The following is a 25,095-nucleotide window of genomic DNA, read 5'->3' as shown; positions in this document are numbered from 1 at the left end:
ACCTGCGCTTTCATTAATATAACCCTATCTTATTGTCACGCTCAGATAATTGCGTGACCATTACCGACTTGAAAACCCAGCCGAGCATCACCAAGAAAATGGAGTTGGCGATCATCGTTGGCCATAACCGCGTCGTGATAAATGTACCAAGCGGCATTCCTGTTAATGAAATAAGCAGGAAGAATTGGTAAAGCAAAAATTCGAACAATGCCAATAAAACAAGTGTCAGCAAGGTTGCCGTCAATAAATTCCGGGGGATTCTTTTGAATGCGAACGCCGCAACCAGACAAATAGCTGGATACAAAAAAGAATATAATCCAATAATATCAATGTAAAAGACATCATACAAGAGCCCGAAAAATAATCCGTAAAACATCGCATGCTTTAAATCATAATAAAGCGTCAAGAAAATCAAGAACATAATTAAAAAACGCGGCACGATGTAATTCAATTCACCGTCAATATTGAGCGGCGAAAAAAGACCGAAAACCGGTTCCATGAAAAACAGGACGAGGCAGATCAACGGGATAAGAAAACGGATCATGATTCATCGTCTCCTGTCACGCCATTGTCTTCACCGTCCACTTCCGGCATCAATCGGTCTGCGATAATTACATGGTTTAAAAGAGAAAAATCCGCAGCGGGCTTAACATAAGCAAGCTTTGTCAACCCAAACTCATCAATCGTCACTTCTGTGATGGTGCCGATTAAAATACCTTTTGGAAAAATACCACCAAGTCCACTCGATATCACTTGATCGCCTTTTTTCAATTCAATATTGGCGTCAATCCGCTTTAACAGAAGTTCACGACGTTCTGCGTCGTATCCTTCAATTAAGCCGAAAACGTCTTTTGCACCACCAACGACCATTGCAGAAACACGGTAATTTGGATTGATCGTAGAAATCAACTCGACAGTTGACGTCGTCGGTGTGGTCAATGTGACTTTCCCAATCAAACCGCTCGCCGTCATAACGGCCATATTTACTCCGACGCCTTGATTTGAACCTTGGTTAAGAATAATTTTTTCTTCCCATTGATCGGGATTTCGCGCGATAACCGTAGCCTGAATTGGATTGTAATCACGCAGCGATTGTTCTTTGCCGGTAATTTTTTTCAATTCTTCGTTTTCAGAACGCAAGTCCTTAACTTCAGCCTGCACTCCTGCAAATTCTTCTAAACGCGTTTTTAGATGCTGGTTTTCTTCAAATGTATTTAATAAAGAATCCACATTTTCAAAAATTCCAGTGACAAAATGAGCAGGGCGTGAAAACACCGACTGCCCCGCTCCAACAGCATCTTTTATAAGTTGTTCCGGAAGCGACACATTGTCACGATCACGGAGCGAAAAAGAAATCAGGGCAACGAGCAGGATGACACCCAACAGCAGCAATATGAGCCGCTTGTTCGTAAAAAGCTGTGGCATATTGCCATCCTCCTTATTTAATTGATAACTGACGTCGGAATTTCTCGATATTTTCCAACGCCTTGCCTGTGCCGAGCGCGACACAATCCAGTGGATATTCGGCAATCGATACGGGCATCAACGTCTCAGCCGAAATAACACGGTCGAGATTTTTCAAAAGTGCGCCTCCGCCTGTTAACACAATACCATTTTCTAACACATCTGCGCTCAACTCAGGCGGTGTTTTTTCTAAAGTCGCTTTAATACCTGCGACAATAGCCGCTACTGGTTCACTCAAGGCTCCGGCAATTTCTTCGGAAGTCACTTGCAAAGTTTTTGGAAAACCGGTCAACAAGTCACGTCCACGAATTTCCATCGAAGCATCCTTGTCATCGGTTTCCATCATGCGCGCAGAACCGATACCAACTTTAAGTGCTTCCGCTGTTCTTTCACCTATCAACACATTATAGGTTTTTCGGATATACTGCGTAATTTCCATATCTAAGGCATCTCCAGCTACACGAATCGATTCGCTCGAAACAATGCCGCCTAAAGAAATAACCGCCACTTCAGTCGTTCCGCCTCCAATATCGACGACCATACTGCCAACAGGTTCCCAAACTGGCAAATCTGCGCCAATCGCTGCTGCAAAAGGTTCTTCAATCGTGAACGCTTCACGCGCTCCCGCTCCGTGAGCAGCATTTAACACAGCGCGCTGTTCCACTGACGTAATGCCGTAGGGCACACAAATCAGTACCACACCGCTTTTCCATTTACCGCCTGCTGCTTTAAACGCTTCAGCTAAACAATGCTTGATCATCGTCAACGTGGTATCGTAATCGGCGATCACGCCGTCACGCATTGGACGAATCGCGACAATTGAGTTTGCGGTACGGCCCATCATGTTTTTAGCTTGGTTGCCGACTGCAACGATTTCGCCATTTTTTTTATTTTTAATGACTACAGAAGGTTCGCGAAGAACGATTCCTTTGCCTTTAATATAGACCAATGTATTTGCAGTACCTAAATCAATTCCAACATCTTTTAAACCAAATCCAAACACGTTTTTTCTTCCCTTCCATTACAAGCCGTATTTCGGCAATTGTGTTGACACAATACCACTCATTATAGACGAAAAGAAAAAAAATAAACAGTGCTACATGAACCCCTTTTCTTTCAACGAAATGAATTGGTGGTCACCGATAATGACGTGATCAAGAAGTTCAATACCGATGATGCTACCGGCTTCGACAAGTCGTTTCGTCACATTGATATCTTCTGGAGAAGGCGCTGGATTTCCTGAAGGATGGTTATGTGCACAGACAATAGAAGCTGAAGAACGGCGCACGGCTTCACGAAAAATTTCACGAGGATGAACAATAGAGGCATTTAGGCTCCCAACAAATATAGTTTGGCGATGCATCACTTGGTTTTTAATATTGAGGAATAAGACGACAAAATGTTCTTGCTTGAGGGAAGTCATATCGGCCATCAAATAAGAAGCCGCATCTTTTGGAGAACGAATGGTGAATTTTGTATCCGTTTGTTTCGAAGACAAACGGCGGCCCAGTTCTACCGCGGCAAGCAGTTGAACGGCTTTTGCTTGGCCGATGCCGTTGATTGCCACCATCTCTTCGATGGTGGCATTTTTCAATTCTTGAATTTGTTCAAAATGAGTGAGAATCCGATTAGCCAAATGCAATACCGATTCTTGTTTGCTGCCTGTGCGCAGCAAAATCGCAATCAGTTCTTGATTCGACAAAGCCGCTGCACCTTGATTGATGAGTCGTTCACGCGGACGGTCAGAAACATGGACGTCGCGGATCATTAACGATGTTTCGTTTAGCATCTGACACTGCTCCCTTCTAAGTAGATAAATCCGGCACTGACAAGTTTCTGTGTTAATGCAGCAATGGGCAAACCGACGACTGCGTTGTAGTCCCCTTGAATTTCTTTAACGAACAAGCCAGAAAGCGTTTGTATGCCATATGCACCTGCTTTGTCATACGGATCTTCCGTATCGGTATAGGCGTCAATCCATGCCTCTGGCAAATCAAAAAACGTCACTTTAACTGTTTCGTAAAATGTGTGCTCACTGGTATCTTGCACAACCGTAACGGCCGTAATCACTTGATGTGTGCGACCCGATAATTTCTGCAAGTAGCCTGTAGCTTGTTCTTTATTTTTGGGTTTCAATAAAACCTCATCACCTAAAACGACAATGGTATCCGAACCGATCACGATGGCGTCCGTGCGTCTGGCCGCAACTTCCTGTGCTTTTTGCGCAGCGCATGCTAAAACATAACCAAGTGCCGTTTGAAACTGCTGCGGATCCGGTTCATCTTTGGTGCTTGGGATAACCTCAAAATCAACACCAAGCATCCTTAAAAGCTCCTGACGACGCGGTGATTGTGATGCAAGAACAACTGGGAAATCAGTTTTAAACTTCATGATGAGAATCGCTCCTTTTTCAAGAATCATACCACCTAACGAATCTCCAAAACAAATGAAGAAAAATGAATTTTGGCCGTATTAAGCGGTTGAAAAATAAGATTTGACCGATTGGATTTGCAAAAAACGCTGCCTGTAGCGGTTGAAAATTGAGATTTACGAGAAACAGAAATTCCCAAGCGCCGGTGTGTCCAGTCGTTAAGCAAAACCAGGCGTTCGTTCGCTTATCTCGCTTGTTGCAGAAGCCAAGCGGTCGGTAAAGGAGAACTGCCTATTACGTTTCAAAATAAAAAAGGATGAAGCCTCAGCTTCACCCTAGAAAATTCATATACCACGCAAGCAACCCGTCTCCCCAAAAACAAACGATGACAGCCGCCAACGCGATCGACGGGCCAAACGGAATCGGTGTTTTGCGTCCTTTTTTCGTGACGCGCAATTGGATGATGCCTACGATGGCGCCAATAAACGAAGCGAAAAACAAGGTCATTAGCGTTCCGACGGTCCCGAGCACTAAGCCAATAACGAAAAACAATTTAATGTCGCCACCACCCATGCCGCCTTTCGAAACAACCGCAATCAAAAACAGTAAGCCAAATCCAACAACGGCTCCAAGTAAACTATCCCACCACGGATCTAACGGAACAAACAAACGAAGACCGAGCAACACGACTGCGAACGGCAAGAGCACTTTATCCGGAATGAGCATATACGCGATGTCTGACACGGTGATGATGACCAATAGCGACACAAACAGGATCGCAACGACAAATTCTGGCGTAAAGCCAAATACCAAAAATGATGCGACGAATAAAACCGCAGTCACCGCTTCCATTAACGGATAAACCCAGTGAATCTTAGCACCACACGTTCGGCATTGACCTCTTAAAAACACATAAGAAAACACCGGTACCAAATCAATTGCCGTTAAGCGCCGGTCGCAATTGGTGCAATGCGAAGGCGGGTAAGCAATCGATTGTTTTTTCGGCACACGTAAGCCGACAACATTAAAAAAGGAACCAAAAACAAGACCAAACAAACCAATAAAAACAGAATATGTTAATACCATAGAAACCCTCTTTGCTTTAGTTTTTTGGGGGGATAGTTAGTGATGGAGTTGAAGAAATCACTGCAGGTGGACGCTTTCCGCGGACAAAGCGCAGAGCCTCCTCGTCGCAGGCTCCTGCGGGGTCTCACCACTCCGTTTTTCCGCAGGAGTCGCCGCCTTACGTTCTTTCTTCTAAGGTTTTCATTCAAAAGTTTGTATTCCACGCTACAAAAAAGACAGCTTGAATTTGGCTGACATAAACTTTTCTTAGAGTAGATACAAACTTATATTTAAGAGTCCACATTAGAGATATGGAGCAAAACAGCGTAGACTCCCGCGGAATAGCGAAGTGCCGAAATCCACTCGGGCGATAGCCCGAGTTAGTTCGGCGCAAGCCCGCAGGAAAGCGAAGTTGCTTTGCGGAATATCTAGAAGTGAAACTTCATAACTCGACTTATACACAAATCTTCAAACCACCTCTACCAAAAAAAGAGAAATCGCAATGATTTCTCTGATTTTTCTTTATCTTTATTACCGATTTACAGCTTCTGCATTTTCTTGCACTTCTACTTCTACCTTTACTTCGGTTTCAGAATCGTCGGTTGAAACTCCGGTTTCTTCTTGCGTTGTTTCCAGCGCTTCTTCAGGTGCAACTAAGCTAGTGCCGTCATTCTGAGGCAAGGGGTTTACTTTTTTTGCTGGTGCTGGAGAATCAACTTTCAACGATCCATCTGCAAGTTCTATCAAATCCGGTCGGTAAAATGCTGAAAAGGATACGGAAACTGTTAGTGGTTCGCTTATTTGATCGGCTTTTGTCAATTCTGGATTTGCAGTGAAATCAATAGCTCCTACAACCATAATTCGTTCCATCTGCTCGATTTCTTTGATGAAAGTTGCAATACTTTTATAATCTCTGGCATTAAATTCAACAGCCGTAACAATTTCTTGCACGTTCTCTAATCCTTCTACCGGCTGAAGTAATGTCAAAGGTGCCTCCACAAAGTTTACAGACGTCACAAAAGTCTGCGAGATCAATTCAGCTTGCTCAATTTGCAAAAGGATTAAGTCTGTTAATGGCTCAACAGAAACTTTTTGTTGCAAATCCCTTACACTAATTTTCTCAGTTGGAGGTGCTGCTTTTTGCTGCACTTCTAAAGCCATCAACACTTCTTTTTCCGCAGTTAATAATTGCTCGGACTGAAGACGTGCATCTTTCGCTGGTATATACAAAGAAAAATAGGAATACGCTGCACTTCCTGCTAAAAAAATTGCCGCTAACACGATCAAGGCTAGTTCTTTTTGTCGTTTAGTCCAGTTGCTCATTGAACATCCCCCTCAGATTCTTCAGGAACCGTTTCTTCTACCGGCGGGGTGTCTGTAACAGGCGGTTCTTCTACAACAGGAACCTCTTCTATTGTTGGGGCTTCCGTTATCGTTCCATCAGCATTGACCGTGCCTTCTGCCGCTGGCAAACGTTCATCTATGTAAACCAAACTATACGTAGCTAAATAACGTGGATTTTCTATTAACGCTTCTGGATCCTCAATAGATCCTTCTTCTTCCTCGATCAAATCCAATTCTTCGTTCGTTACAGAATCCAGTGTAGCTGACTCTAAAAATTCAGAAGCCTTTAACTGAGTCAAGTAATAAGCGGCTTCACGAGACGTATCGAATTGAATGGTTAACGTACCTAAGTTCGGTTTAACAAATGAAAACGAATCAAAAAATCCACGTTTGGGTAAACGGGAAACAAGGTCACCAAGCAGTGGCACAGTATCAAATTGATAGCCTTCTGCCCACACAACCGTTGCTTGCAATTGCTGCTCATCATTTAACCCAATAGACGCTTCTAATTGTGCACGAATTGCTTCACTTTGACTCGTGACCAATGTGTATTCTGCATCTGTTGCGACTTGCTGCTTGCTCTGTGACTGTGCCATAAAGAAAAAAGTCGCCCATATTAAAACAGCCGCCAATATAATGCCAAGCACCGCAAAAAGGGCAACGGGACGTTCCCGTTCTTTTTGCGGCAATAAATTAATATCTACTAACATGCTTACACCTCTTTCAGGGCTAAACCGATGGCACGGTTAAACCGTTCGGGAACGCTATCGTTTAATTCGGACGGGATGGGTTTCATGACAATCGGATAAACAGGCACGGATAGCCGGTTTTCAAGTCTAGCTTGAAGTTCTGGCCAATTGTCCAATCCATTAAAAATGACTTTCGAAATCCCCGCTTCGCCAGCATTCATACTATAACGATAAAAATTGCCCAATTTTTCAGCTTCTGTTTCAATCTCTTCTATCAACATAGCGGAGTCCAAGAAATCTTCTTCAGCCAACTGGAATTCAACGGGACGCATGAACAGCGGATAATGTTCATGAAAAATTGACACCGTCATTTTTTTTGATTGAAGATCAATTATCATAATATGTTCTTCTTCGGCAAAATCGTGTTGCACGTACGCCAAGCGATATAAAGCGAGCGGCGTAATGTCTGCCACTGCCGCTTTCATCTTCGCTCCGTCAAACAGCTGTTCATAGGAACGGATTACGGATTCTTTTGAAGCGATGATCAACACTTCAGCATTGTCGTTGTAAGGCACAACATCGAACACCGGGTCTTCAAAAGGCAGATACAGCGTCGAACCGATTTCAATAAAGAAATGGCCTTTTAGCTCATCAACTTTAACACCTTGGGGAAAAGTAACTTTGCGGATAATAACGAATTCGTCAGGGGCGAGGAATCGGACTGACTTCTTAGAGAGACCCCACTGATGGACAGCCTCATCGAGTAACGAACCAAGCGCCTTCACGTCGACAATTTCACCATCTTTGATAATCCCAGGCGGAAGAGCCATCTCTTCCGCTTGGCTTATATGGAGCGGTTCTGTGGTTTTGAACTCCACATAGCGGATGGCATCTTCTTCTATAGTCATTGTCACAACACGCGCTTTTTTCGTTAAAAACGATAAGGCCATTTTTTCAGCTCCTAGATGTATATCAAATATAAGTTAGTTAGAAATTTCTTTCGTTCCAGTTACTGCGCTGCCTTTATCAGTATCACCTGTTATTCCTTTAATAGAGGCAGCTGTAAATTTAATTTTTTTACTACCTGAAAAATCAATAGGAGTGGTAGTTATTTTTAAAACTCCTGAAGTACTATCCTTTGTAATTGTTGAACCAACTGGAATTTTACCTTCACTTTCTACAAATCCAGAACTTTTTAGAAGTGTGACAGTTAAAGGAGTGTTTGCACCTGGTCCCTCAGGAGTTTCCGTATAGTATAGCTGAGCAGCATTTAACACATTTGTTGCATCAGCCTTAACAGCACTATAACGACTATTCTCAATAATATTCCCAATCGCCGGAATAGCAATTGCAGCAATAATGGCGATAATAACGATAACAGCTAATAGCTCGATTAACGTCATCCCTTTTTCGTTATTCAATTTGTTTTGAAGATATTTCTTCATTTTCTTTTCCCCCTATTTTTTTACTTTTATATACTACTTTGAGTACGTCTCAATTATAACAATAGAACCAATTATAGCAATAGCTTTTTCTTGCTATTTTACAATTATTTTAAAAATAATTGTAAATATTACACTACATACTGTCTACATTATTAAACATTTCAAACATCGGTAGCATAATAGATAGCACTATAGTACCAACTAATGCAGCAAGTAATACAATCATTAAAGGCTCAATTAGCGCTTTCAGTCGATCTGTTTCTGCATCTACTTCACTTTCATAGAACTCGGCCACTTTTAATAACATGTGATCCAGCGAACCCGTTTGTTCTCCGATTGAAATCATATGTGGAATCAGTGGTGGAAAGGCCCAGTGATTGCGCATCGGTTCTGTTAAAGAACCACCACGTTCGAGCGAGTCACGTGAAGCGATCAACACTTTAGACATTACCGCATTGCCTACTACTTTTTCGACCATTGTCATCGCTTGCAAAATTGGGACAGAACTTGAAAACATTGAACTCAGCGTTCGAGTCAAACGTGCCAATGCCGATTTTTTGAAAATTTTACCGAATATCGGCATTCGAAGCAACATCGTATCAAGCAGCATTCTGCCTTTTGTGCTTCGCTTCATCGCCCAAAACAAAACACCGATCAATAGCACGACGATAATGATTACATACCAATATTGGATAACCAGGTTACTTGCTTGCATCACCACTTGCGTTAATAACGGAAGTTCACCACCAAATCCTTCAAACATTTCAACAAACATCGGGACAATTGTTGCTAACAAAAAGATCACAACACCGATAGCAATAACACCAACAACCGCTGGATAAGACATAGCGGAAACCACCTTTTGTCTCGTCTGGTATGCTTTGTCGTAATGAGTCGCCAAACGGTCTAACGATTCGTCGATATTTCCGGACATTTCACCTGCTTTGATCAAATTAATCGTTAGAGGCTCAAAAATTTTGGGGTGTTTTGCTAAACTATCCGATAAGCTATTCCCTTTTCGCAACTCATCTTCTATCATTGCGAGCGTCTTTGCTAATGCTTTTGATTCGACTTGTTGAGACAAAATACGAATGGTATCCACAATCGTCACTCCAGCACGCATCAATGTAGAAAACTGACGCAAAAACATAATAAATTGATCGCGTTTCACCGGATTTCCAATACTAATATCCTTTTGGAGAGTCGTGGTTTCAATTTCTTTAATATCAATTACTTTGATGCCGTCATCACGTAATTTAATAATCGCTTCTCTGCGGTTTCCGGCAGTAATCATCCCAGTTCTTACTTTCTTGGTATCGCGTCCTTCGTATTTGAAGCGTGCCATATTAGTCTTCCCCTCTTAAATAGGGGTGAGCCACTTGACGCGTGATTTTCCCACTCGTTAACAGTTCTTGAATCGACGTTGACATCATGTGCATGCCCGCTGCACGATTGGTCAAAATGACGTTTGGTATTTGGTGTACTTTTTCGGTACGGATTAAGTTCGCAACGGCCGTATTATTAATCATGACTTCTGTTGCAGCGATACGGCCTTTACCATCTGCTTTTGGTAACAAACGCTGTGAAACAACGGCTTTTAATACACCACCCAGTTGCGTGCGGATTTGCGCTTGCTGACCCGCTGGAAACACATCGATAATTCGCTCGATTGTAGATGACGCGCTAGATGTATGAAGTGTTGCCATCACCAAATGTCCTGTTTCAGCCGCCGTAATGGCGGTAGTGATCGTTTCCAAGTCACGCATTTCTCCAACTAAAATAACATCTGGATCTTGGCGCAAAGCCGCTCTCAAGCCATTTGAAAACGAATTGGTGTCAAAGCCAATTTCTCGTTGGTTAATAATTGATGTACCGTGTCTGTGTAAGTATTCAATTGGATCTTCTAACGTAATAATATGCTTCGTCATTGTTTCATTAATATGGCGAATCATTGCAGCCAAGGTCGTCGATTTACCAGAGCCTGTTGGTCCAGTGACTAATATCAAACCTTGATGAGTTTCGGCAAGTGTTTTTAGTATGGCTGGCATTTTTAATTGGTCAATTGTTGGAATTCCTGAAGCAATGGCTCTAAAAGCATGCGATACAGAGCCTCGCTGCTGAAACGAATTGACACGATATCTTGCAACACCAGGTAACGAATAGGCATAATCCATTTCTCCTTTTAACACAAACGTGTCCCATGCTTTTTTGGGAATCAACGCTTCACTGATTTCTCTCGACTGATCTGGCGTTACGATTTGCTCGCCGTATCGCTGAAGTTCTCCATTCATCCGAAAGACCGGTGGGATACCTGCTGTTAAGTGAATGTCTGACACATCTAACTTACTGGCTGCTGTTAATATTTCATCTATATAGGTAGTAGGCATAGGCTTAATCCATCATGGCAACGCGCAGAACTTCTTCTGTAGTTGTCATGCCCTCCTTCACTTTTGATAGGCCATCGTCAATCAAGAAAATCGTTTTGTTTTGCAGTGCAATTTCGCGAATTTCTCCAGCTGTTCCGTTACGATTGATAATGTCTTTTATCTCTTCGTTGACAACAAGCACTTCATGAATCGCCATGCGACCACGGTAGCCCGTCATGTTGCATTGTGAACAACCACTCCCACGCGCAATTGTTTCAATTGTTAAACCTCTTTTTTCAAAAATATGCTTTTCGCGTTCCGTCGCTTGATGGATTTCACGGCAATCTCGACAGACACGACGGATTAACCGTTGTGCAACTACCGCATTTAGAGAAGCCGTTACAAGAAACGGTTCTATGCCCATGTCCATTAAACGCGTAATCGAAGCAATTGAATCATTCGTGTGAATCGTACTCAGCACTAAATGACCTGTAAGTGATGCCCGTATCGAAATATCAGCTGTTTCTTTGTCGCGAATTTCCCCTACCATGACGATATCGGGATCTTGGCGCAGGATAGAACGAAGTCCAGCCGCAAAAGTCAAGCCGACATTGGTATTTACTTGAATTTGGTTAATGCCTTCTAGTTGGTACTCAACCGGGTCTTCTACCGTAATAATATTAACCTCTTCACTATTTAACTTGTTCAAGGCTGCATAAAGAGTCGATGATTTACCTGAACCGGTAGGACCAGAAATCAAAATGATACCATTTGGTTTGTCAATTTCACGCATAAAGCGCTCCATATTCAGTTCACTAAAGCCAAGCTTGGAAATATCAGTTAAGTTTGCACTTAAATCTAAAATTCGCATGACAACTTTTTCTCCGTAGACAGTCGGCAATGAAGAAACCCGCAAGTCGATAGGTCGCATATCTACATTTGTTTTAATCCGACCATCTTGTGGAATCCGGCTTTCTGTAATGTCAAGATTCGCCAAGATTTTAATGCGCGCTGTGATCATCCCTTGCATCGCTTTTGGCAATATACGTTCCGTTCGGAGGGACCCATCAATTCGGTAACGAATCAATACTCGGTTTTCTTGAGGATCCATGTGAACGTCACTTGCTTTTAGCGATACAGCCGTTGAAAGAATCTGACTGACTAAACGGACAATTGGTGCATCTAAGTCTCCCATATCTTCTTGTTGTCCTTGCTCTTTTTCAGGCAAATCAACAATAAACTCATCAAACGATTCTTCGTCATAATACTTAGAAATTGTTTTAGTAACATCTTCTTTTGAGGCGATTACTGGCGCTATCTGAAACCCCGTTGTCAATCGAAGATCATCAATCGTAATATAATCCATCGGGTTTGTCATAGCAATAAATAATTTATCACCTTCTATTTTTAGCGGCACTAGCTGATTGCGCTTTGCCATTTCCTTTGGCACCATATTAAACAAGTTTTTATCGAAAGGATAACGGAACAATGAAACGTGTGGAATGCCTAATTGCACTTCAAGAGTTTCAATCAGCTGTTGTTCTGTAATCAATCCTCGTTGTAATAGCGCATCTCCTATTTTTTGTTCTGGTTTTTTGGTGTTGAGGGCTTCATCAAAGTCTGACTGTGTTAACAAGCCATGGTCGACTAGAATATCCCCCAGTCGCTTACGTATTTTTGCCAAGCTTTTTCCTCCCTCACATCGATTAAGGATTAACTAAATTTCCACCCTTATCATATATAGGTTTATCGGTTTCCGAATTCTTGTCTGAATTTGGAGTTGAATTATTTGTTTCTTTGTCTGTAGAACTATCTGCCTTACCAGAATCAGCTTCAGTTTTAATGTTTTCAGCCGCTTGCTCTTTTCCTGATTCAGAATCAGCTTCGCTCTTTTCGTCTGCTGATTCACCCGGTACCTGTTCTTCTTCTAGAGATCCATCTAATCCTGTTTCTGGAACTACTTCTGCAGGAGGAGCTGTTAATGGATAAAGTTCTATACGATTAATAGGTGGATAGAAGTCAGTAGAGATGGCTTCAACTTTTAGCTCGTCTCCGTTATCCATAATCGACCTGACTATTTCAACACGAACACCTTCGCTCCCTTCTTCTTCTATTGCTTTTCCAGTCGTAACAAAAGCACTGTACTGCTTAATCAATCGAGGATTGACAGCTTCTTTACTAGAAGTTGAAACAGTATAGTCATATACAAAAGGAAAGCCTTCTAATGACACAGTTAACGAATCATCCGTAAATGCTGTATTTAATGTAAAAGAACTAGCATTTGGATTAGAAAAAACCAAGTCAATGCCAAGCGAACGATTAATGGTTGCTTCTTCGCCAATAGCAATCTTTTCTGGAATTCGATTTCCAATACTACGTTCTTCTATTTTGAAATTTGTCTTGAGTACTACCGCATAAATTGCCGAAGCGATTTCAGTAAGTTCGGAATCTGATAATCCAATAGGTTTTAGTTCATTGATAAAGGTTAAAAAGGAAATTTTTTCACCAGGAGCAATCTGCATACCATTGATGGCTGCCACAACAGCTACTGTGTTTTCATTGATTGATACTTGTGGGAAAGCTACTTTTGATACGGTCTCTTGTTCAACATCAAGAGAATCATCACTAATTGTTACGGTTGTTTTTTCAAGACCTGCTTCAAGCGCTTCTTCTAATTTTACGTTAATTTTTTGTACTTCTGCTTCAGAAAATGCCACTCGCGGGAAATTCTCAGTTAAAAAGCGCTCAGTGGTCTTTTCTGGAAGGTTGTATAAGAAACTATTTTGCATACCGGACTGTGCCTGCTGAGCTGTTTCTTCTAACAGAATTTCTGCATCATCTAGCGGATAATTTGCAGTAGCATCTTGATATCTTACTAGTAATTCGGAAGACTGATGCCAATTTTCGAGCGTTCCAGAAAATTGCGCCATAGCTCCAGCTACTTCCATGTTTGAAACATTTGTTGTGCCTATATACGTATCGTCACCAAATTGCTCTTTTGGAAATAGCCATTTGTCTATGACTGTAGCTCCTGCATTGGAAACGCCAAAAAACAACAACCCCGATAAAAAAATTGTTAAAAACGTCTTACCGAAAACTTGATTATTCAACTTTCTGTTCCTCCTTAATCACAGCGATCGTCTGCATACCAAATGGCTTCTCAACTATCGGTTCATGCACTGATTGCTGAATCGGTTCCACATGTTTAGGTTGTTTCAATGACGTGCTACTTTTTTTGTTCCTGCGCTCTTGAATAAGTTGCTGATTTTTTAGTTGTTCTTTTTCAAGGAATTTCGTATAACTCAATGCAACTAGTAAAGAAACTCCAAGTATGCCAGCTATCGAAAGAATTAGTGAAAATGTACTTTGCATAAAAAGTCCAATGGCAGCCACGAATATACCTCCACCTAGTAAGATCATTTTATTTTTTCTAATATCACCTTTTGTAAAAAAATACAAAATAGACAACGTACTTGCAGCAAAAATTATGAATAGTAAAATGCGAATCATTAAAACTCCCCCTGTATAGTCAGTACTTGATACTGCAAGATTAAAAATGATCTTTCCTTTTAATTTGTAAATTAAAGTAATAAGATAGGTTAAAGTATCTCATCTGATATAGCTATAATACAAGATAAATGGTATAAATAGTAGTGAATTATAAAAATAGTTATCAATACTTATTTCCTATTTAACGTATAATTTATTACATTTTTATGTGGTCAAGTTACAACTAAAATGATATACATAACAAGATGGTTAAACTTTCTAAGTTATTACTACTACTTTTTACATAAGCGGGTGAAAATACAATGAGGTTTTATATGAATAACGATAGAGGGTTTACACTAGTCGAGGTACTTGCTTCCCTAGTCATTCTTTCTATTGTATTGACGAGTTTTACAGTAGTTTTTGCGAATACAAATCGGTTGGCAGTATCCAATAATGAAAAATTGGTAGTCATTAATTTGGCTGATGCCTATTTGGAGAGGGTTAAAGCTAATCCCTCTGAATTTATTACCCCTTTTCCACCCACTATACAAAATGCTAGTAAAGGTAAAGTACAAAGTTCTTTTGAAATGAATAGTAAAAAATATAAAGTTACCATCAAAATTTCGCAAACTACAGATGAATTTAACAAACTGTCCCTCTTGAATGTGGTGGTTACGGTTAATTCTGAAACATCAAAACATAAAAGTTCAGTGGAAGGATATGTTCCATATGATTAAAATCATAAAAGACAATAATGGTGTGACCTTAGTTGAACTATTAGCCACCCTTGTAATCGTAAGTATTATCGCCACTCTTACGTACTCCGTTCTTTTTCAAGGATATTCAAATTACCAAAGAATTCAAGTTGAATCACAACTTAGAGACGAAGCTGACTTAATTATGGCAAGTATGGTAAAAGATTTGTTTGTACTAAAGAAGTCTCAAATAAGCTTAAAAAATCAATGTACTGCTGGAGTTAACAAATCATTAATCGAGGTAAAAAAAATTAAAGCCAGTAATGGAACTATCGAAATCTATAAAACTGGATTTGAGAATGGTAAAGTTTTCGTGAAAGGAAATGAGATTAATTTCTATAACGACAACATTAAGCTCTTGAATACTGATTGCAGTCCCCTTTCTCCTACTATAATTAGAAAAAAAGACGATTCGAATACCTATACAATTATCTTTACTCTGCAAACATTAAAAGGGAAAACTATGCATTCGATAAAATTTGAAAATACAATTAATGTAATTGATGATTCTAAGGAGGCTTCAGGATGAATAAATCATTAGTTAATGAAAAAGGATACTCCCTGATACTTACCTTAGTGGTAATTGTGTTGTTTAGCATCCTAGGTGCTAGTTTGATGGCTATGACTTTCAACGGAGCACAAAAAAATAGTACAAGAGAGCACATAATTCAATCTCAAGATTTAGCTACCAAAGGAATAGTAAGAATAGAAAAAGAAGTGTCTGCCCAATTAAAGATTTTTCCTACTCAATATAAAAATGGCATGACAAATACTCAGTTTGAAGCCCACTTTAATAATATAACTAACAATTTTTTATGCTCAACAAAGAAAGATATATCAGCAGTCGATGAAGCAGGAGATGGAAAATTTAAAACATGCATTGATAAAATTAATGACTTAACTGATGGTAGCGGTAGTAAAACGAAAAAAGAATTGGTTTTCAAAAGTACTGGTTATAAAGGCAACCAAGAATCGGCTGTTTATGAAACTATTGTCATGGGCGCAGATGATGTTCAAAAAGTTCTCAACTACACCGTTTCTACTGTGAAAAAGGGTGATAATGGTGGGAATTTTCTTCTTAACGGCGGCTCTGAAATTACTGGTGATATGAACATTGCCGGAAATATATTTTCTACTAATAACGGCCATGGGGACGGAGGCTGGCTTCAAAGTGTATATCCCCGCTCACTCAAAACGCTCAACAGTGATAATAATTTAGTAAACAGCAAGCTTAATTTGGGTGGAAAAGCGTATCAATTTAGAAGTACTCCTAATAGAACTTATGCACAACACATTACCGGAGACTTTACTAACTCAAACTATAGTGAACTTAGCAGAGAAAATACCGAAAGAATTTTTGCTACTGACTATGCGCCTGATGTTCAATTCGAAGTCGAAAAAATTAAACCTGTTAATTTTGTAGATGAATTTAATATTGATAGAAGCTCTTATTCAAAAGTAACGAGTAATACAACTGTTACATCGGATCTAAGCTCCAAAACTTCAACTAATTACGCAAAAAACTTAACAATAAGAGGTAACGGTACTGATGTTAAATTTGATAAAAATATATATGTTAATGAAGATCTTACGATTGGAAACTCTTCCAATAGCAACTTCGAAAATATTTCAATTGAAGGGAAAAGAATCTATGTAAACGGCGATGTCACTATTAATAAAGTTAATCTTCAAGCAAATTTCACCATGTTCGTAAAAGGAAAAGTCTCTATTCAATATGTAACAATTTCTGGTATTAAAGAAAAAGATATTCAAAGAGGATCACTAATTGTCTTCTCAGATGGAAACTTCATTCTTTCAAATTTGTCTGAATTTCTTGATACTCCTAGTACAGTCAATGGTTTCTTTTATTCCTCTGGGACTATGGAGTTATATGGTTTTGGTTCCAACACAAAAATCATTGGAGGTGTTGCTGCTAATAATATTGTTTTGAATGCAATGAAGGGTAAATCAAAGAAGGATCTATCTGAATGGCAACAAACAGTTCAAAATGGAACCAAAGAAGAATGTCGATTTTCGTTTAAATCACCTGGAAGTGAATGGCGCTATGAAAGCTTTTTGTATTGGTGTAGAGACGTACCTGATATATCCTCTGTTCTGAAACCATATCAAACAATTAACAATCACTTTTACGAAACTAGAGAAAACCAAGAAAGCGCCGCCTCAAGACTTCAAATTATTTACGACCAAGAACTATTAGATACGTACAAAAATACAATCGATTACACAAGTAGCGTTATTCTGCCGCAAAATATTATTGACCCAATAAAAAAAGAGAGAAGTCTTAATCCAGACTAAAATATATATCCAGACAAAAAAAAAGACGGGGATGATCCCCGTCTTTTTTCTTTATTTTTACTTTACATACGCCGCAACCTTGTTCCGTCCTGCCTGCTTTGCGCCAATATACAACGCCCTGTCCGCATTTCGAATGAGCGTCATTCCTTCATCACTATCGTCAGGTGCAGTTGATACACCCATGCTCATCGTAATGTGGACAATTTGTTGCTGACGATCTGCTCCTAAATCGTTTTCGATTAGAAAATCATGATTTTCAATGCGCTTGCGCAAGTTTTCAGCAAGTAACATAGCGAGCTCTTTGCTGTAATTTTGAAGCAATACGACGAATTCTTCGCCGCCGTAACGAGCAATCGTTCCTTCGTCGCCAATCTCTTCTCTTAATATATCCGCTAGCTGCATGAGGATATCGTTGCCGCTTTGGTGTCCATACCGATCGTTTATGCTCTTGAAGTAATCAATGTCCATCATGACCAAGGACAATTGATCCAGTCGTCCTTCTTTCAGTTCTTTTATGCAGCTTTCTAAGCTTTCATCTAGAAAGCGGTAATTATACAATTTGGTTAAGCCACAGCGTTCGCTTTTGGCAATAACTTTTTGCATATAGCCGGCTTTTTCCAGTGACACGGCAAAATACGTACTGAGGATTTCTAAAATTTGCAGTTGGTGCTTGGCGAAGGCGTATTTCTTTTTAGATGCCAGTACAAGCACGCCTTCTATTTTGTTGTTGCGTGCGATAGGTGTCGCCATGATGCTTTCTGTATCTGCTGGAAAATTGCCTGTCACCAATTTTCCCCAATCTGCTTTTTCATTGTAGATAGAAGATTCGCCGGTCAGGATAGCTTGTCCCGCGACGCCCTTTTTATAGGGGACTGGGGCAATGTTACGCGACTCAAATTGATCGTTTTCATAAATTCGCAAAAATTGCTGCAACTCGTTACGGTAATCGATGACATAAGTGTATTCAACTTTAAACATTTTGGCGACTTGCGCGACAAACAAGTCGAGTATTTCGTCTGTCTCTAAACGCGCAGCAAGTTGATGACCGATTACGCCCGCTTTTTTTAAGTCGCTATTAATTTGCTCTGAATGGTTGTACATTTTCATGACCACAGTCATTGTCAAAAACGGTACTCCTAGTAAAACCAGTGCGGCGATACCAATATAGGCTTCGAATAGATACAACGCAATGGCATACGGAAAAACCAGCAGCATTAAAGCGAAGTCCCATATGGCGTCTATCGAAAAGAACTTGCTGCGATTGCCTGTCGTATAATCATATAAGTAATAAATGATTTGATTGCTCAATACGGAAGCTACTTGGAAGATCAGTCCGAAGATGATAACAGTTGTCAGGTTGAGCGAATTAAACTCACCCCCTACTGCGATATATGTTAGGCCAGCAATGAGCGAAACAGCTAAAAACATCATGGAGTTAAAAGGAATTCGCACCGACTGCTCCTCATCTGTCCGACTGCGATACAAAACTATGAGCATGGTCAATTGTGAAACCAGTATTTCAATAAAAATTCCATACTTTAAGAACAGTGCAACTGTCACCCATTGCACTAAAAAAGTCGACGCCCCGTTAATATTCATCGGCATCAAACTCATTAATACAAAAAACAACACATAAGCAAACAAGTTCCAAGGATCCTCTATGGTCGGTGGGAACAACTGATAAGCAATGATTAAACTTATCGGCACCAACAATACCCACAGCATCCAAAGAATTTTTTTCCGTTTATTGTTACCGGCCATAACATCCTTCCCTTCCTTATGCAGCTATCTATTATTTAACCTATGCCTATGACTGATAACATTGAAAAAATGGAGAAGTAGAATTTCTCAGAACAGTAAGCAGGTAAATCGAACCAGTGACTATAGTCACTTCCTCTTTATCTTGTACAGGTAATATATCATACCAATTTAGAATTGTCTTCCTTTTGCTAGAGTTTTCTGAAAATAATATTTCTGCGGGTAATACTCTGCTGTCATCAAAGTCAACAAAGGTAAAATGATCGCTAACCGTTTCTAATTGACGTAGCACACTCGCATAGTCTTTCCCTTTCAGTACTCCCATAACAATGTGAATCGGACGATTCGGAAACAGTTGTTTGATCGTCTCAACCAATGCTTCGGCGCTCGCTTTATTGTGGGCACCGTCAAAGAAAACTTCAGGAAAAACTTCTTCAAACCGGTAAGCGATATGTGCAGACGTCAAGCTTTGTAGAGCTTTTTGTTCGCTAAACCTAGCGCCAAGCAGTTCTCTCGCAGCTTCTAATGCCAAACTCGCATTTACTAACTGATGCGGTCCTTTAAGTTTTAGTTGAACAGTAGCTAACTCTTGTGGTTGGATTACTTCAGCATGCAAATCGTTCGCAGTGGCTTGAACGATTTCCAATGCTTCACGTGGCAGTTTACCCACTACGACAGGTTTCCACTTTTTAATAATTCCTGCTTTATGCCAAGCGATTTCTTCTATTGTAGTACCAAGAAAGTTTGTGTGGTCCATGGAGATGGATGGGATGATCGCAATTTCTGGATGGATCACATTTGTGCTATCCAATCCTCCCCCCATTCCTGCTTCAATAATGGTAAAGTCAAGTGCATGATTTCGAAAAATCATAAATGCGGCTGCTGTTAATAGTTCAAAATCAGTTAATGGTGTTGTTACCATACTTAACTGTTTCATCACCAGATCAAGTTCATCTGAACTAACCGGTTTTCCATCGATTTGAATTTGATCATGAAGATTTTCAATGCAAGGCGAGTAAAAGTTACCGACACTGTGTTGGTGTGCTTGTAAGATCGCTGACAGAAACGTTGCGGTGGATCCTTTGCCATTTGTTCCAGCCAGATGAACAAACTTGCCTGCTTTATGTGGATTGCCTAATTCCTCCAGAACAGATGTGATGGCCTCTAATCCAGGGTGAATGGCTGAGTCTGTCTGTATGTTCCATTTTGTTTTGTATTGTTCTAGTCCGATGATCATAAAGAGCCTCTTTTCTTAGTAAACATGATACACTTTTTAAGTAGGATATTAGCCCGAAGGTGGAATGGATATGACAAGTTGTTGGGTTATTTATAATGGAAGTTTAGTTTCCGATAAGTTTGAAGACCAAGCTAGGCTGGTTGCCGAGGCAGCAGAAAGAGCCGGCATAGATGTAAAAATTATGAAAAATTATGAGGTTGTAATGGATTTATCAGTCAATTTAAGTATACCCGATTTTGCCGTGTTATTGGATAAAGATATCTTACTTGGCTACTTTTTAAAAAGTCGAGGGGTGCCCGTTTACAACGACCCCGCAGTGATTGATTTATGCGACAACAAAGCGACTCAATATGTCCAACTAGCAGCGCACGATTTGCCCATGCCACGGACGATTGTTGCCCCAAAAGTTTATCCGAACTTCTCCATAATAGAATCTGGTTATTTCGAGAAAATTATCAATCAGTTGAACTTGCCGATGATCATTAAAGAAGGTCACGGCTCTTTTGGCATGAAAGTCTATTTAATTGAAACCGAAGCGGAATTTTACGAAAAAGTCGATAACCTACGAGGTGTCGATTTTGTATTCCAGGAATTTATCGCATCGAGCCGCGGTCGCGACATTCGCGTTAATATTGTAGGAGATCAAATTGTGGCAGCGATGTATCGTCATTCTGAAACAGATTTCCGCGCGAATATAACAAATGGCGGTGTGGCGTCGCCAATCCAACTAACTGTCGTTCAAGAAAAACTAGCGTTAGAAGCTGCTGATGCCGTTGGCGCCACCTTTGCTGGAGTCGATTTGTTGTTTGGTGACAACGATCAGCCATTAGTATGCGAAGTCAATGCCGCCGCGCACATCCGCAATATTTTAAATGTCACAGGCATTAATGTCGCAGACGCCATGATTGCCTATATAGTGGAGGACTTAGCATGAAACTTCTCTATGAAACAGCAGACGCAAAACGCAACCACGAATTTATAGAAGAACTGCAGCGTTTTGGTGATGTTCGTTTGATTCAGTGGGACGATTGGAGTTCAAACGGACTCCAGCTACTCGCGGAAACCGTTAAAAGTGAAACCGTGGTGTTTCGCGCGCGGCGCCCTCAAGCTGCACGATTTCTAGAAGACCAACAGGTTCGACTGGTAAATCGTGCCGAAGTCAACCGCATTGCCAATGACAAATGGCAAAGTTATCAATTGTTTCTATTCCTTGGAGTGCCTGTTATTCCCAGCTACCAAACAGCAACTGAATTTCCGTGTGTGGCAAAAACCGCAGACGGGCACGGAGGTTCCGAAGTTTGGCTGCTCCAAGCCGTTCAAGACATACCCGTTACCTCTTCGCCATTGATTTTCCAGCCGGTCATTCAGCACCAAGCGGACGTCCGTGCTTATGTAATCGGCAATAAAGTCGTTGGTGCTGTCAAACGCAGCTCTAAAGACTCTTTTAAAGTGAACTATTCTCTCGGTGGTACTGTTGAGAAATACATCCTCACTGCCGCTCAAGAAAAGGATGTCTTACGTATTGCCCGCGCTTTAAAAAGCGACTATGTCGGAATCGATTTTTTACTATTAGAAGACGGTCAGCACCTGTTCAATGAAATCGAAGATCCTGTTGGGGCCCGGTCATTTTATAAAACACACGAAGAAAACATCGCCGAATTGTTAGTAGAGTACCTGCGAACACTGGAACAACATGCACCGTTCGGGCGGGAAGATCGACCGAAATGATTTCTAGTTAAGTTGGACTATTTTTTACCTCTGGATATTCTGCCGGAGTCTGCTTTATTTTTATGTAAACACCGAAAAAATTCGACATTTCTGATTTAGTGAATTTCTTAGCGTCGGCGTGTTCAGCGGCTAAGCGAAGCGAGAAGGCTCGCTTTTTGCGAGAGCTATACCAAAACGATATGTGAAATGTCCATTCCTAAGTCTAATTTATTAGCTTGTTAACTACAAAAAACCGCTCTCCCCATTGGGAAAACGGTTTTTTTCGTTTTACAAGTTCTTTAATTCTTCGATACGTTTTTCAACTGTTGCGTGTTTTTCTAGGTAATCGGCTTGTTTCGCACGTTCTTCGGCGACAACTGCTTCTGGCGCTTTAGACACAAAGCGTTCGTTCGACAATTTGCCGCTCACGAGCTTGACTTCTTTTGCCCATTTTTCGCGTTCTTTACCGAGACGCGCAAGTTCTGCATCAATGTCGATCAAGCCTTTAAGTGGCACAAACAATTCAGCACCGGATACTACTGCAGACATCGATTTTTCAGGAGCTACCATGTTTTCGCCGATCGTTAAGGTTTCCGGGTTACAGAAACGTTCGATATACGCGGCATTTGCTTCTAGCACGGCATGCGTATTGGCATCTTTTGCCGAAATCGTCAACGGCACTTTTTTGCTCATTGGCGATTGTACTTCTGCACGGATCGTACGTACAGAACGAATCACATCCATTAACAGCTTCATGCTTGAAGACTGACTTTGGTCTGTTAATGAGTTATCTACTGTCGGCCACGCCGCAACGGTAATCGATTCACCTTCATGCGGCAAGTTCTGCCAAATTTCTTCTGTAATAAATGGCATGAACGGGTGCAATAGACGCATCGTGTTGTCGAGTACGTAAGCAAGAACTGAACGCGTCATTTTCTTCGCTCTTTCGTCCTCACCGTATAATGGCAATTTCGACATTTCGATATACCAGTCACAGAAATCATCCCATATAAAGTTGTAAAGTGAACGGCCCACTTCGCCAAATTCATAGCGTTCTGCAAGTTCCGTTACTTGTTCGATGGTTTCATTCAAACGCGTCAGAATCCATGAATCCGCAACGGACTTTTTGCCTGACAAGTCGATTTGGTCGTACGTCATGCCTTCCATGTTCATCAACGCAAAACGAGACGCATTCCAGATTTTATTGGCAAAGTTCCAAACGGACTCGACTTTGTCGTTTGCGTACCGAAGATCTTGTCCTGGAGACGAAGCTGTTGCGAGGAAATAACGCAGCGAATCGGCTCCGTACTCAGAAATAACGTCCATCGGGTCAACGCCGTTGCCAAGTGATTTGGACATTTTACGCCCTTCAGCGTCACGCACAAGTCCGTGAATCAAGACATCTTTAAACGGTTTTTCACCCGTGAATTCTAAAGCTTGGAAAATCATCCGTGACACCCAAAAGTTAATGATGTCGTAGCCTGTCACCAATACGTCCGTCGGGTAGTAACGGCTAAGATCATCGTTTTCTTCTGGCCAGCCAAGTGTCGAGAACGGCCATAAAGCAGATGAGAACCACGTGTCTAATACGTCTTCGTCTTGTGTCCAGTTTTCAGCGTCTGCCGGTGCTTCGTGGCCTACATAGATTTCGCCTGTTTCGTTATGATACCAAGCTGGAATTTGATGTCCCCACCAAAGTTGGCGCGAAATACACCAATCGCGAATGTTTTCCATCCAGTGCAAATAGGTTTTCTCAAAACGATCCGGCACAAAGTTAACACCCGCATCGTTTTTTTGTGCCTCAACTGAAGCAGCAGCAAGTGGCTTCATATCGACAAACCATTGTGTTGATAGGTAAGGCTCAACCACTGCTCCGCTACGCTCAGAATGGCCTACTGAATGCAAATGCTCTTCAATTTTAAATAACACATCCAGGTCTTGCAGATCTTTGACAATTTGCTTCCGACATTCAAAACGATCCAGTCCTTCATACTTGCCAGCGTTTTCGTTCATCGAACCGTCTTCGTGCATAACTAGTACGCGTTCTAAATGATGACGGTTTCCAATTTCAAAGTCATTCGGGTCGTGAGCCGGTGTAATTTTTACAGCACCACTTCCAAATTCTCTATCTACGTAATCATCCGCTACAATTTCAATTTCCCGGCCAATAATTGGCAAAATTACTTTCTTGCCGATCAAGTGCTGGTAACGCTCGTCTTTCGGGTGAACGGCAACGGCTGTATCGCCAAGCATTGTTTCGGGACGTGTCGTGGCGATTTCAATATGACCACTACCATCTGCAAGTGGGTAACGCATATGATAAAACGCACCTTGTACGTCTTTGTAAATAACTTCAATGTCGGAAATCGCTGTTTTTGTGTTCGGGTCCCAGTTGATGATGTATTTGCCGCGGTAAATGAGTTTTTTCTCATACAGCTTAACAAATACTTCTCTTACTGCTTTTGATAAGCCGTCATCTAATGTAAAACGCTCACGCGAATAATCAAGACCTAGCCCTAGTTTTGCCCATTGCTCGCGAATGTGCCCTGCGTATTGATCTTTCCATTTCCATGATTCTTCAAGAAACGCTTCGCGTCCTAAGTCATAGCGTGAACGACCTTCTTCTTTCAGCTTGCCTTCCACTTTTGCTTGCGTTGCAATACCTGCATGATCCATTCCTGGAAGCCATAACGCATCAAAGCCTTGCATCCGTTTCATGCGTGTCATGATGTCTTGTAATGTTGTATCCCACGCGTGGCCTAAGTGCAACTTGCCGGTAACGTTTGGTGGTGGAATCACAATGGTATACGGCGTTTTGCCGCTTTCAGGTTTTGCTTCGAAGAATTTGTTGTTGACCCACCAATCGTAACGCCCTTTTTCAATCGATTGTGGATCGTACTTGGTGGACATTTGTTCAGTCATTGGAATTCCTCCTTTAATTTCTGGTAGAACGCAAAAAACTCCCGTCGTCTGTAAAGGACGAAGGAGTTTTTCGCGGTACCACCTTTATACACAGGTCCACTTGCACACCTGGCTCTCAAGTTTCATAACGGATGTTCAGTCCGGTTCCCGCTACTCGTTTCACG

At 41.1% G+C, this 25,095-nt stretch carries 23 protein-coding genes and 1 other annotated feature (1 of these 24 cut by a window edge); of the genes, 5 read left to right on the top strand and 18 right to left on the bottom strand.

Annotated features, from left to right (window positions below; all coding sequences use genetic code 11):
- Window positions 1-13: 13 nt before the first annotated feature.
- From mreD to AJGP001_RS07120, 15 genes are all read right to left on the bottom strand, one after another.
- The gene (gene mreD / locus AJGP001_RS07190; protein WP_071154346.1) at window positions 14-544 is read right to left on the bottom strand and encodes a rod shape-determining protein MreD; all 531 of its coding nucleotides are present in this window, start codon (window positions 542-544) and stop codon (window positions 14-16) included.
- A complete protein-coding gene (gene mreC / locus AJGP001_RS07185) occupies window positions 541-1,425 on the bottom strand; it encodes a rod shape-determining protein MreC (RefSeq protein WP_058385637.1) in 885 nt (294 codons plus the stop codon). The genes mreD and mreC overlap by 4 nt, the downstream gene beginning before the upstream one ends.
- 13 nt (window positions 1,426-1,438) lie before the next feature.
- Complete coding sequence (locus AJGP001_RS07180; protein ID WP_071154345.1) at window positions 1,439-2,467, bottom strand: rod shape-determining protein; 1,029 nt, start codon at window positions 2,465-2,467, stop codon at window positions 1,439-1,441.
- 93 nt (window positions 2,468-2,560) lie between these two features.
- Window positions 2,561-3,253, bottom strand: a complete 693-nt coding sequence (gene radC / locus AJGP001_RS07175) for a RadC family protein (protein ID WP_058385639.1) — start codon at window positions 3,251-3,253, stop codon at window positions 2,561-2,563.
- The gene (locus AJGP001_RS07170; RefSeq protein WP_071154401.1) at window positions 3,247-3,855 is read right to left on the bottom strand and encodes a Maf family protein; all 609 of its coding nucleotides are present in this window, start codon (window positions 3,853-3,855) and stop codon (window positions 3,247-3,249) included. Before AJGP001_RS07170 ends, radC begins: the two co-directional genes overlap by 7 nt.
- 310 nt (window positions 3,856-4,165) lie before the next feature.
- The gene (locus tag AJGP001_RS07165; RefSeq protein ID WP_071154344.1) at window positions 4,166-4,921 is read right to left on the bottom strand and encodes a prepilin peptidase; all 756 of its coding nucleotides are present in this window, start codon (window positions 4,919-4,921) and stop codon (window positions 4,166-4,168) included.
- A 510-nt stretch (window positions 4,922-5,431) separates the two neighbouring features.
- Window positions 5,432-6,223 (bottom strand): pilus assembly protein PilO, encoded by a 792-nt coding sequence (locus tag AJGP001_RS07160; RefSeq protein WP_071154343.1) that lies wholly within the window; start codon window positions 6,221-6,223, stop codon window positions 5,432-5,434.
- Window positions 6,220-6,954, bottom strand: coding sequence for a PilN domain-containing protein (locus tag AJGP001_RS07155; RefSeq protein WP_071154342.1), 735 nt, complete (start codon window positions 6,952-6,954; stop codon window positions 6,220-6,222). The genes AJGP001_RS07160 and AJGP001_RS07155 overlap by 4 nt, the downstream gene beginning before the upstream one ends.
- Before the next feature lie 2 nt (window positions 6,955-6,956).
- Window positions 6,957-7,883, bottom strand: a complete 927-nt coding sequence (gene pilM / locus AJGP001_RS07150) for a type IV pilus biogenesis protein PilM (protein WP_078080319.1) — start codon at window positions 7,881-7,883, stop codon at window positions 6,957-6,959.
- A 33-nt stretch (window positions 7,884-7,916) separates the two neighbouring features.
- Window positions 7,917-8,378, bottom strand: a complete 462-nt coding sequence (locus AJGP001_RS07145; RefSeq protein WP_078080318.1) for a prepilin-type N-terminal cleavage/methylation domain-containing protein — start codon at window positions 8,376-8,378, stop codon at window positions 7,917-7,919.
- Between the two features lie 133 nt (window positions 8,379-8,511).
- On the bottom strand, window positions 8,512-9,723 hold the full coding sequence (locus tag AJGP001_RS07140) for a type II secretion system F family protein (protein WP_071154341.1): 1,212 nt from the start codon (window positions 9,721-9,723) through the stop codon (window positions 8,512-8,514).
- A gap of 1 nt (window position 9,724) precedes the next feature.
- The gene (locus tag AJGP001_RS07135; protein ID WP_058385646.1) at window positions 9,725-10,765 is read right to left on the bottom strand and encodes a type IV pilus twitching motility protein PilT; all 1,041 of its coding nucleotides are present in this window, start codon (window positions 10,763-10,765) and stop codon (window positions 9,725-9,727) included.
- 4 nt (window positions 10,766-10,769) lie between these two features.
- A complete protein-coding gene (locus tag AJGP001_RS07130; RefSeq protein WP_058385647.1) occupies window positions 10,770-12,428 on the bottom strand; it encodes a GspE/PulE family protein in 1,659 nt (552 codons plus the stop codon).
- A 22-nt stretch (window positions 12,429-12,450) separates the two neighbouring features.
- Window positions 12,451-13,854, bottom strand: coding sequence for a VanW family protein (locus AJGP001_RS07125; protein ID WP_078080317.1), 1,404 nt, complete (start codon window positions 13,852-13,854; stop codon window positions 12,451-12,453).
- Window positions 13,847-14,254 (bottom strand): hypothetical protein, encoded by a 408-nt coding sequence (locus AJGP001_RS07120; protein WP_071154338.1) that lies wholly within the window; start codon window positions 14,252-14,254, stop codon window positions 13,847-13,849. The genes AJGP001_RS07125 and AJGP001_RS07120 overlap by 8 nt, the downstream gene beginning before the upstream one ends.
- 314 nt (window positions 14,255-14,568) lie before the next feature.
- On the opposite strand from AJGP001_RS07120, the gene AJGP001_RS07115 reads away from it, so the two are divergent.
- The 3 genes from AJGP001_RS07115 to AJGP001_RS07105 are packed head-to-tail and all read left to right on the top strand — an operon-like array spanning window position 14,569 to window position 17,307.
- A complete protein-coding gene (locus tag AJGP001_RS07115) occupies window positions 14,569-14,973 on the top strand; it encodes a type IV pilus modification PilV family protein (RefSeq protein ID WP_071154337.1) in 405 nt (134 codons plus the stop codon).
- A complete protein-coding gene (locus tag AJGP001_RS07110; protein WP_071154336.1) occupies window positions 14,966-15,520 on the top strand; it encodes a PulJ/GspJ family protein in 555 nt (184 codons plus the stop codon). The genes AJGP001_RS07115 and AJGP001_RS07110 overlap by 8 nt, the downstream gene beginning before the upstream one ends.
- Window positions 15,517-17,307: a PulJ/GspJ family protein gene (locus AJGP001_RS07105; protein WP_071154335.1), complete on the top strand. Its 1,791-nt coding sequence runs from the start codon at window positions 15,517-15,519 to the stop codon at window positions 17,305-17,307. The genes AJGP001_RS07110 and AJGP001_RS07105 overlap by 4 nt, the downstream gene beginning before the upstream one ends.
- Window positions 17,308-17,364: 57 nt before the next feature.
- Here the strand turns inward: AJGP001_RS07105 and AJGP001_RS07100 are convergent, their stop codons facing one another.
- Window positions 17,365-19,068 (bottom strand): sensor domain-containing diguanylate cyclase, encoded by a 1,704-nt coding sequence (locus tag AJGP001_RS07100; protein ID WP_071154334.1) that lies wholly within the window; start codon window positions 19,066-19,068, stop codon window positions 17,365-17,367.
- Between the two features lie 46 nt (window positions 19,069-19,114).
- Window positions 19,115-20,302 carry a bifunctional folylpolyglutamate synthase/dihydrofolate synthase gene (locus AJGP001_RS07095; RefSeq protein WP_071154333.1) on the bottom strand — a complete coding sequence of 396 codons (1,188 nt, stop codon included), beginning with the start codon at window positions 20,300-20,302 and terminating at the stop codon, window positions 19,115-19,117.
- Between the two features lie 70 nt (window positions 20,303-20,372).
- Between AJGP001_RS07095 and AJGP001_RS07090 the strand changes: the two genes are divergently transcribed.
- The gene (locus AJGP001_RS07090) at window positions 20,373-21,236 is read left to right on the top strand and encodes an ATP-grasp domain-containing protein (protein WP_071154332.1); all 864 of its coding nucleotides are present in this window, start codon (window positions 20,373-20,375) and stop codon (window positions 21,234-21,236) included.
- The gene (locus AJGP001_RS07085; protein WP_071154331.1) at window positions 21,233-22,030 is read left to right on the top strand and encodes an ATP-grasp domain-containing protein; all 798 of its coding nucleotides are present in this window, start codon (window positions 21,233-21,235) and stop codon (window positions 22,028-22,030) included. Before AJGP001_RS07090 ends, AJGP001_RS07085 begins: the two co-directional genes overlap by 4 nt.
- Before the next feature lie 267 nt (window positions 22,031-22,297).
- Here AJGP001_RS07085 and AJGP001_RS07080 read toward each other — a convergent pair whose 3' ends face one another.
- Window positions 22,298-24,931 carry a valine--tRNA ligase gene (locus AJGP001_RS07080; RefSeq protein WP_078080314.1) on the bottom strand — a complete coding sequence of 878 codons (2,634 nt, stop codon included), beginning with the start codon at window positions 24,929-24,931 and terminating at the stop codon, window positions 22,298-22,300.
- Window positions 24,932-24,981: 50 nt separating this feature from the next.
- Window positions 24,982-25,095, bottom strand: a binding site (T-box leader); it runs 109 nt beyond the window's last position.

The organism is Planococcus faecalis (assembly GCF_002009235.1).
Lineage (GTDB): Bacteria > Bacillota > Bacilli > Bacillales_A > Planococcaceae > Planococcus > Planococcus kocurii.
This window is presented reverse-complemented; position numbering and strand designations above follow the sequence as displayed.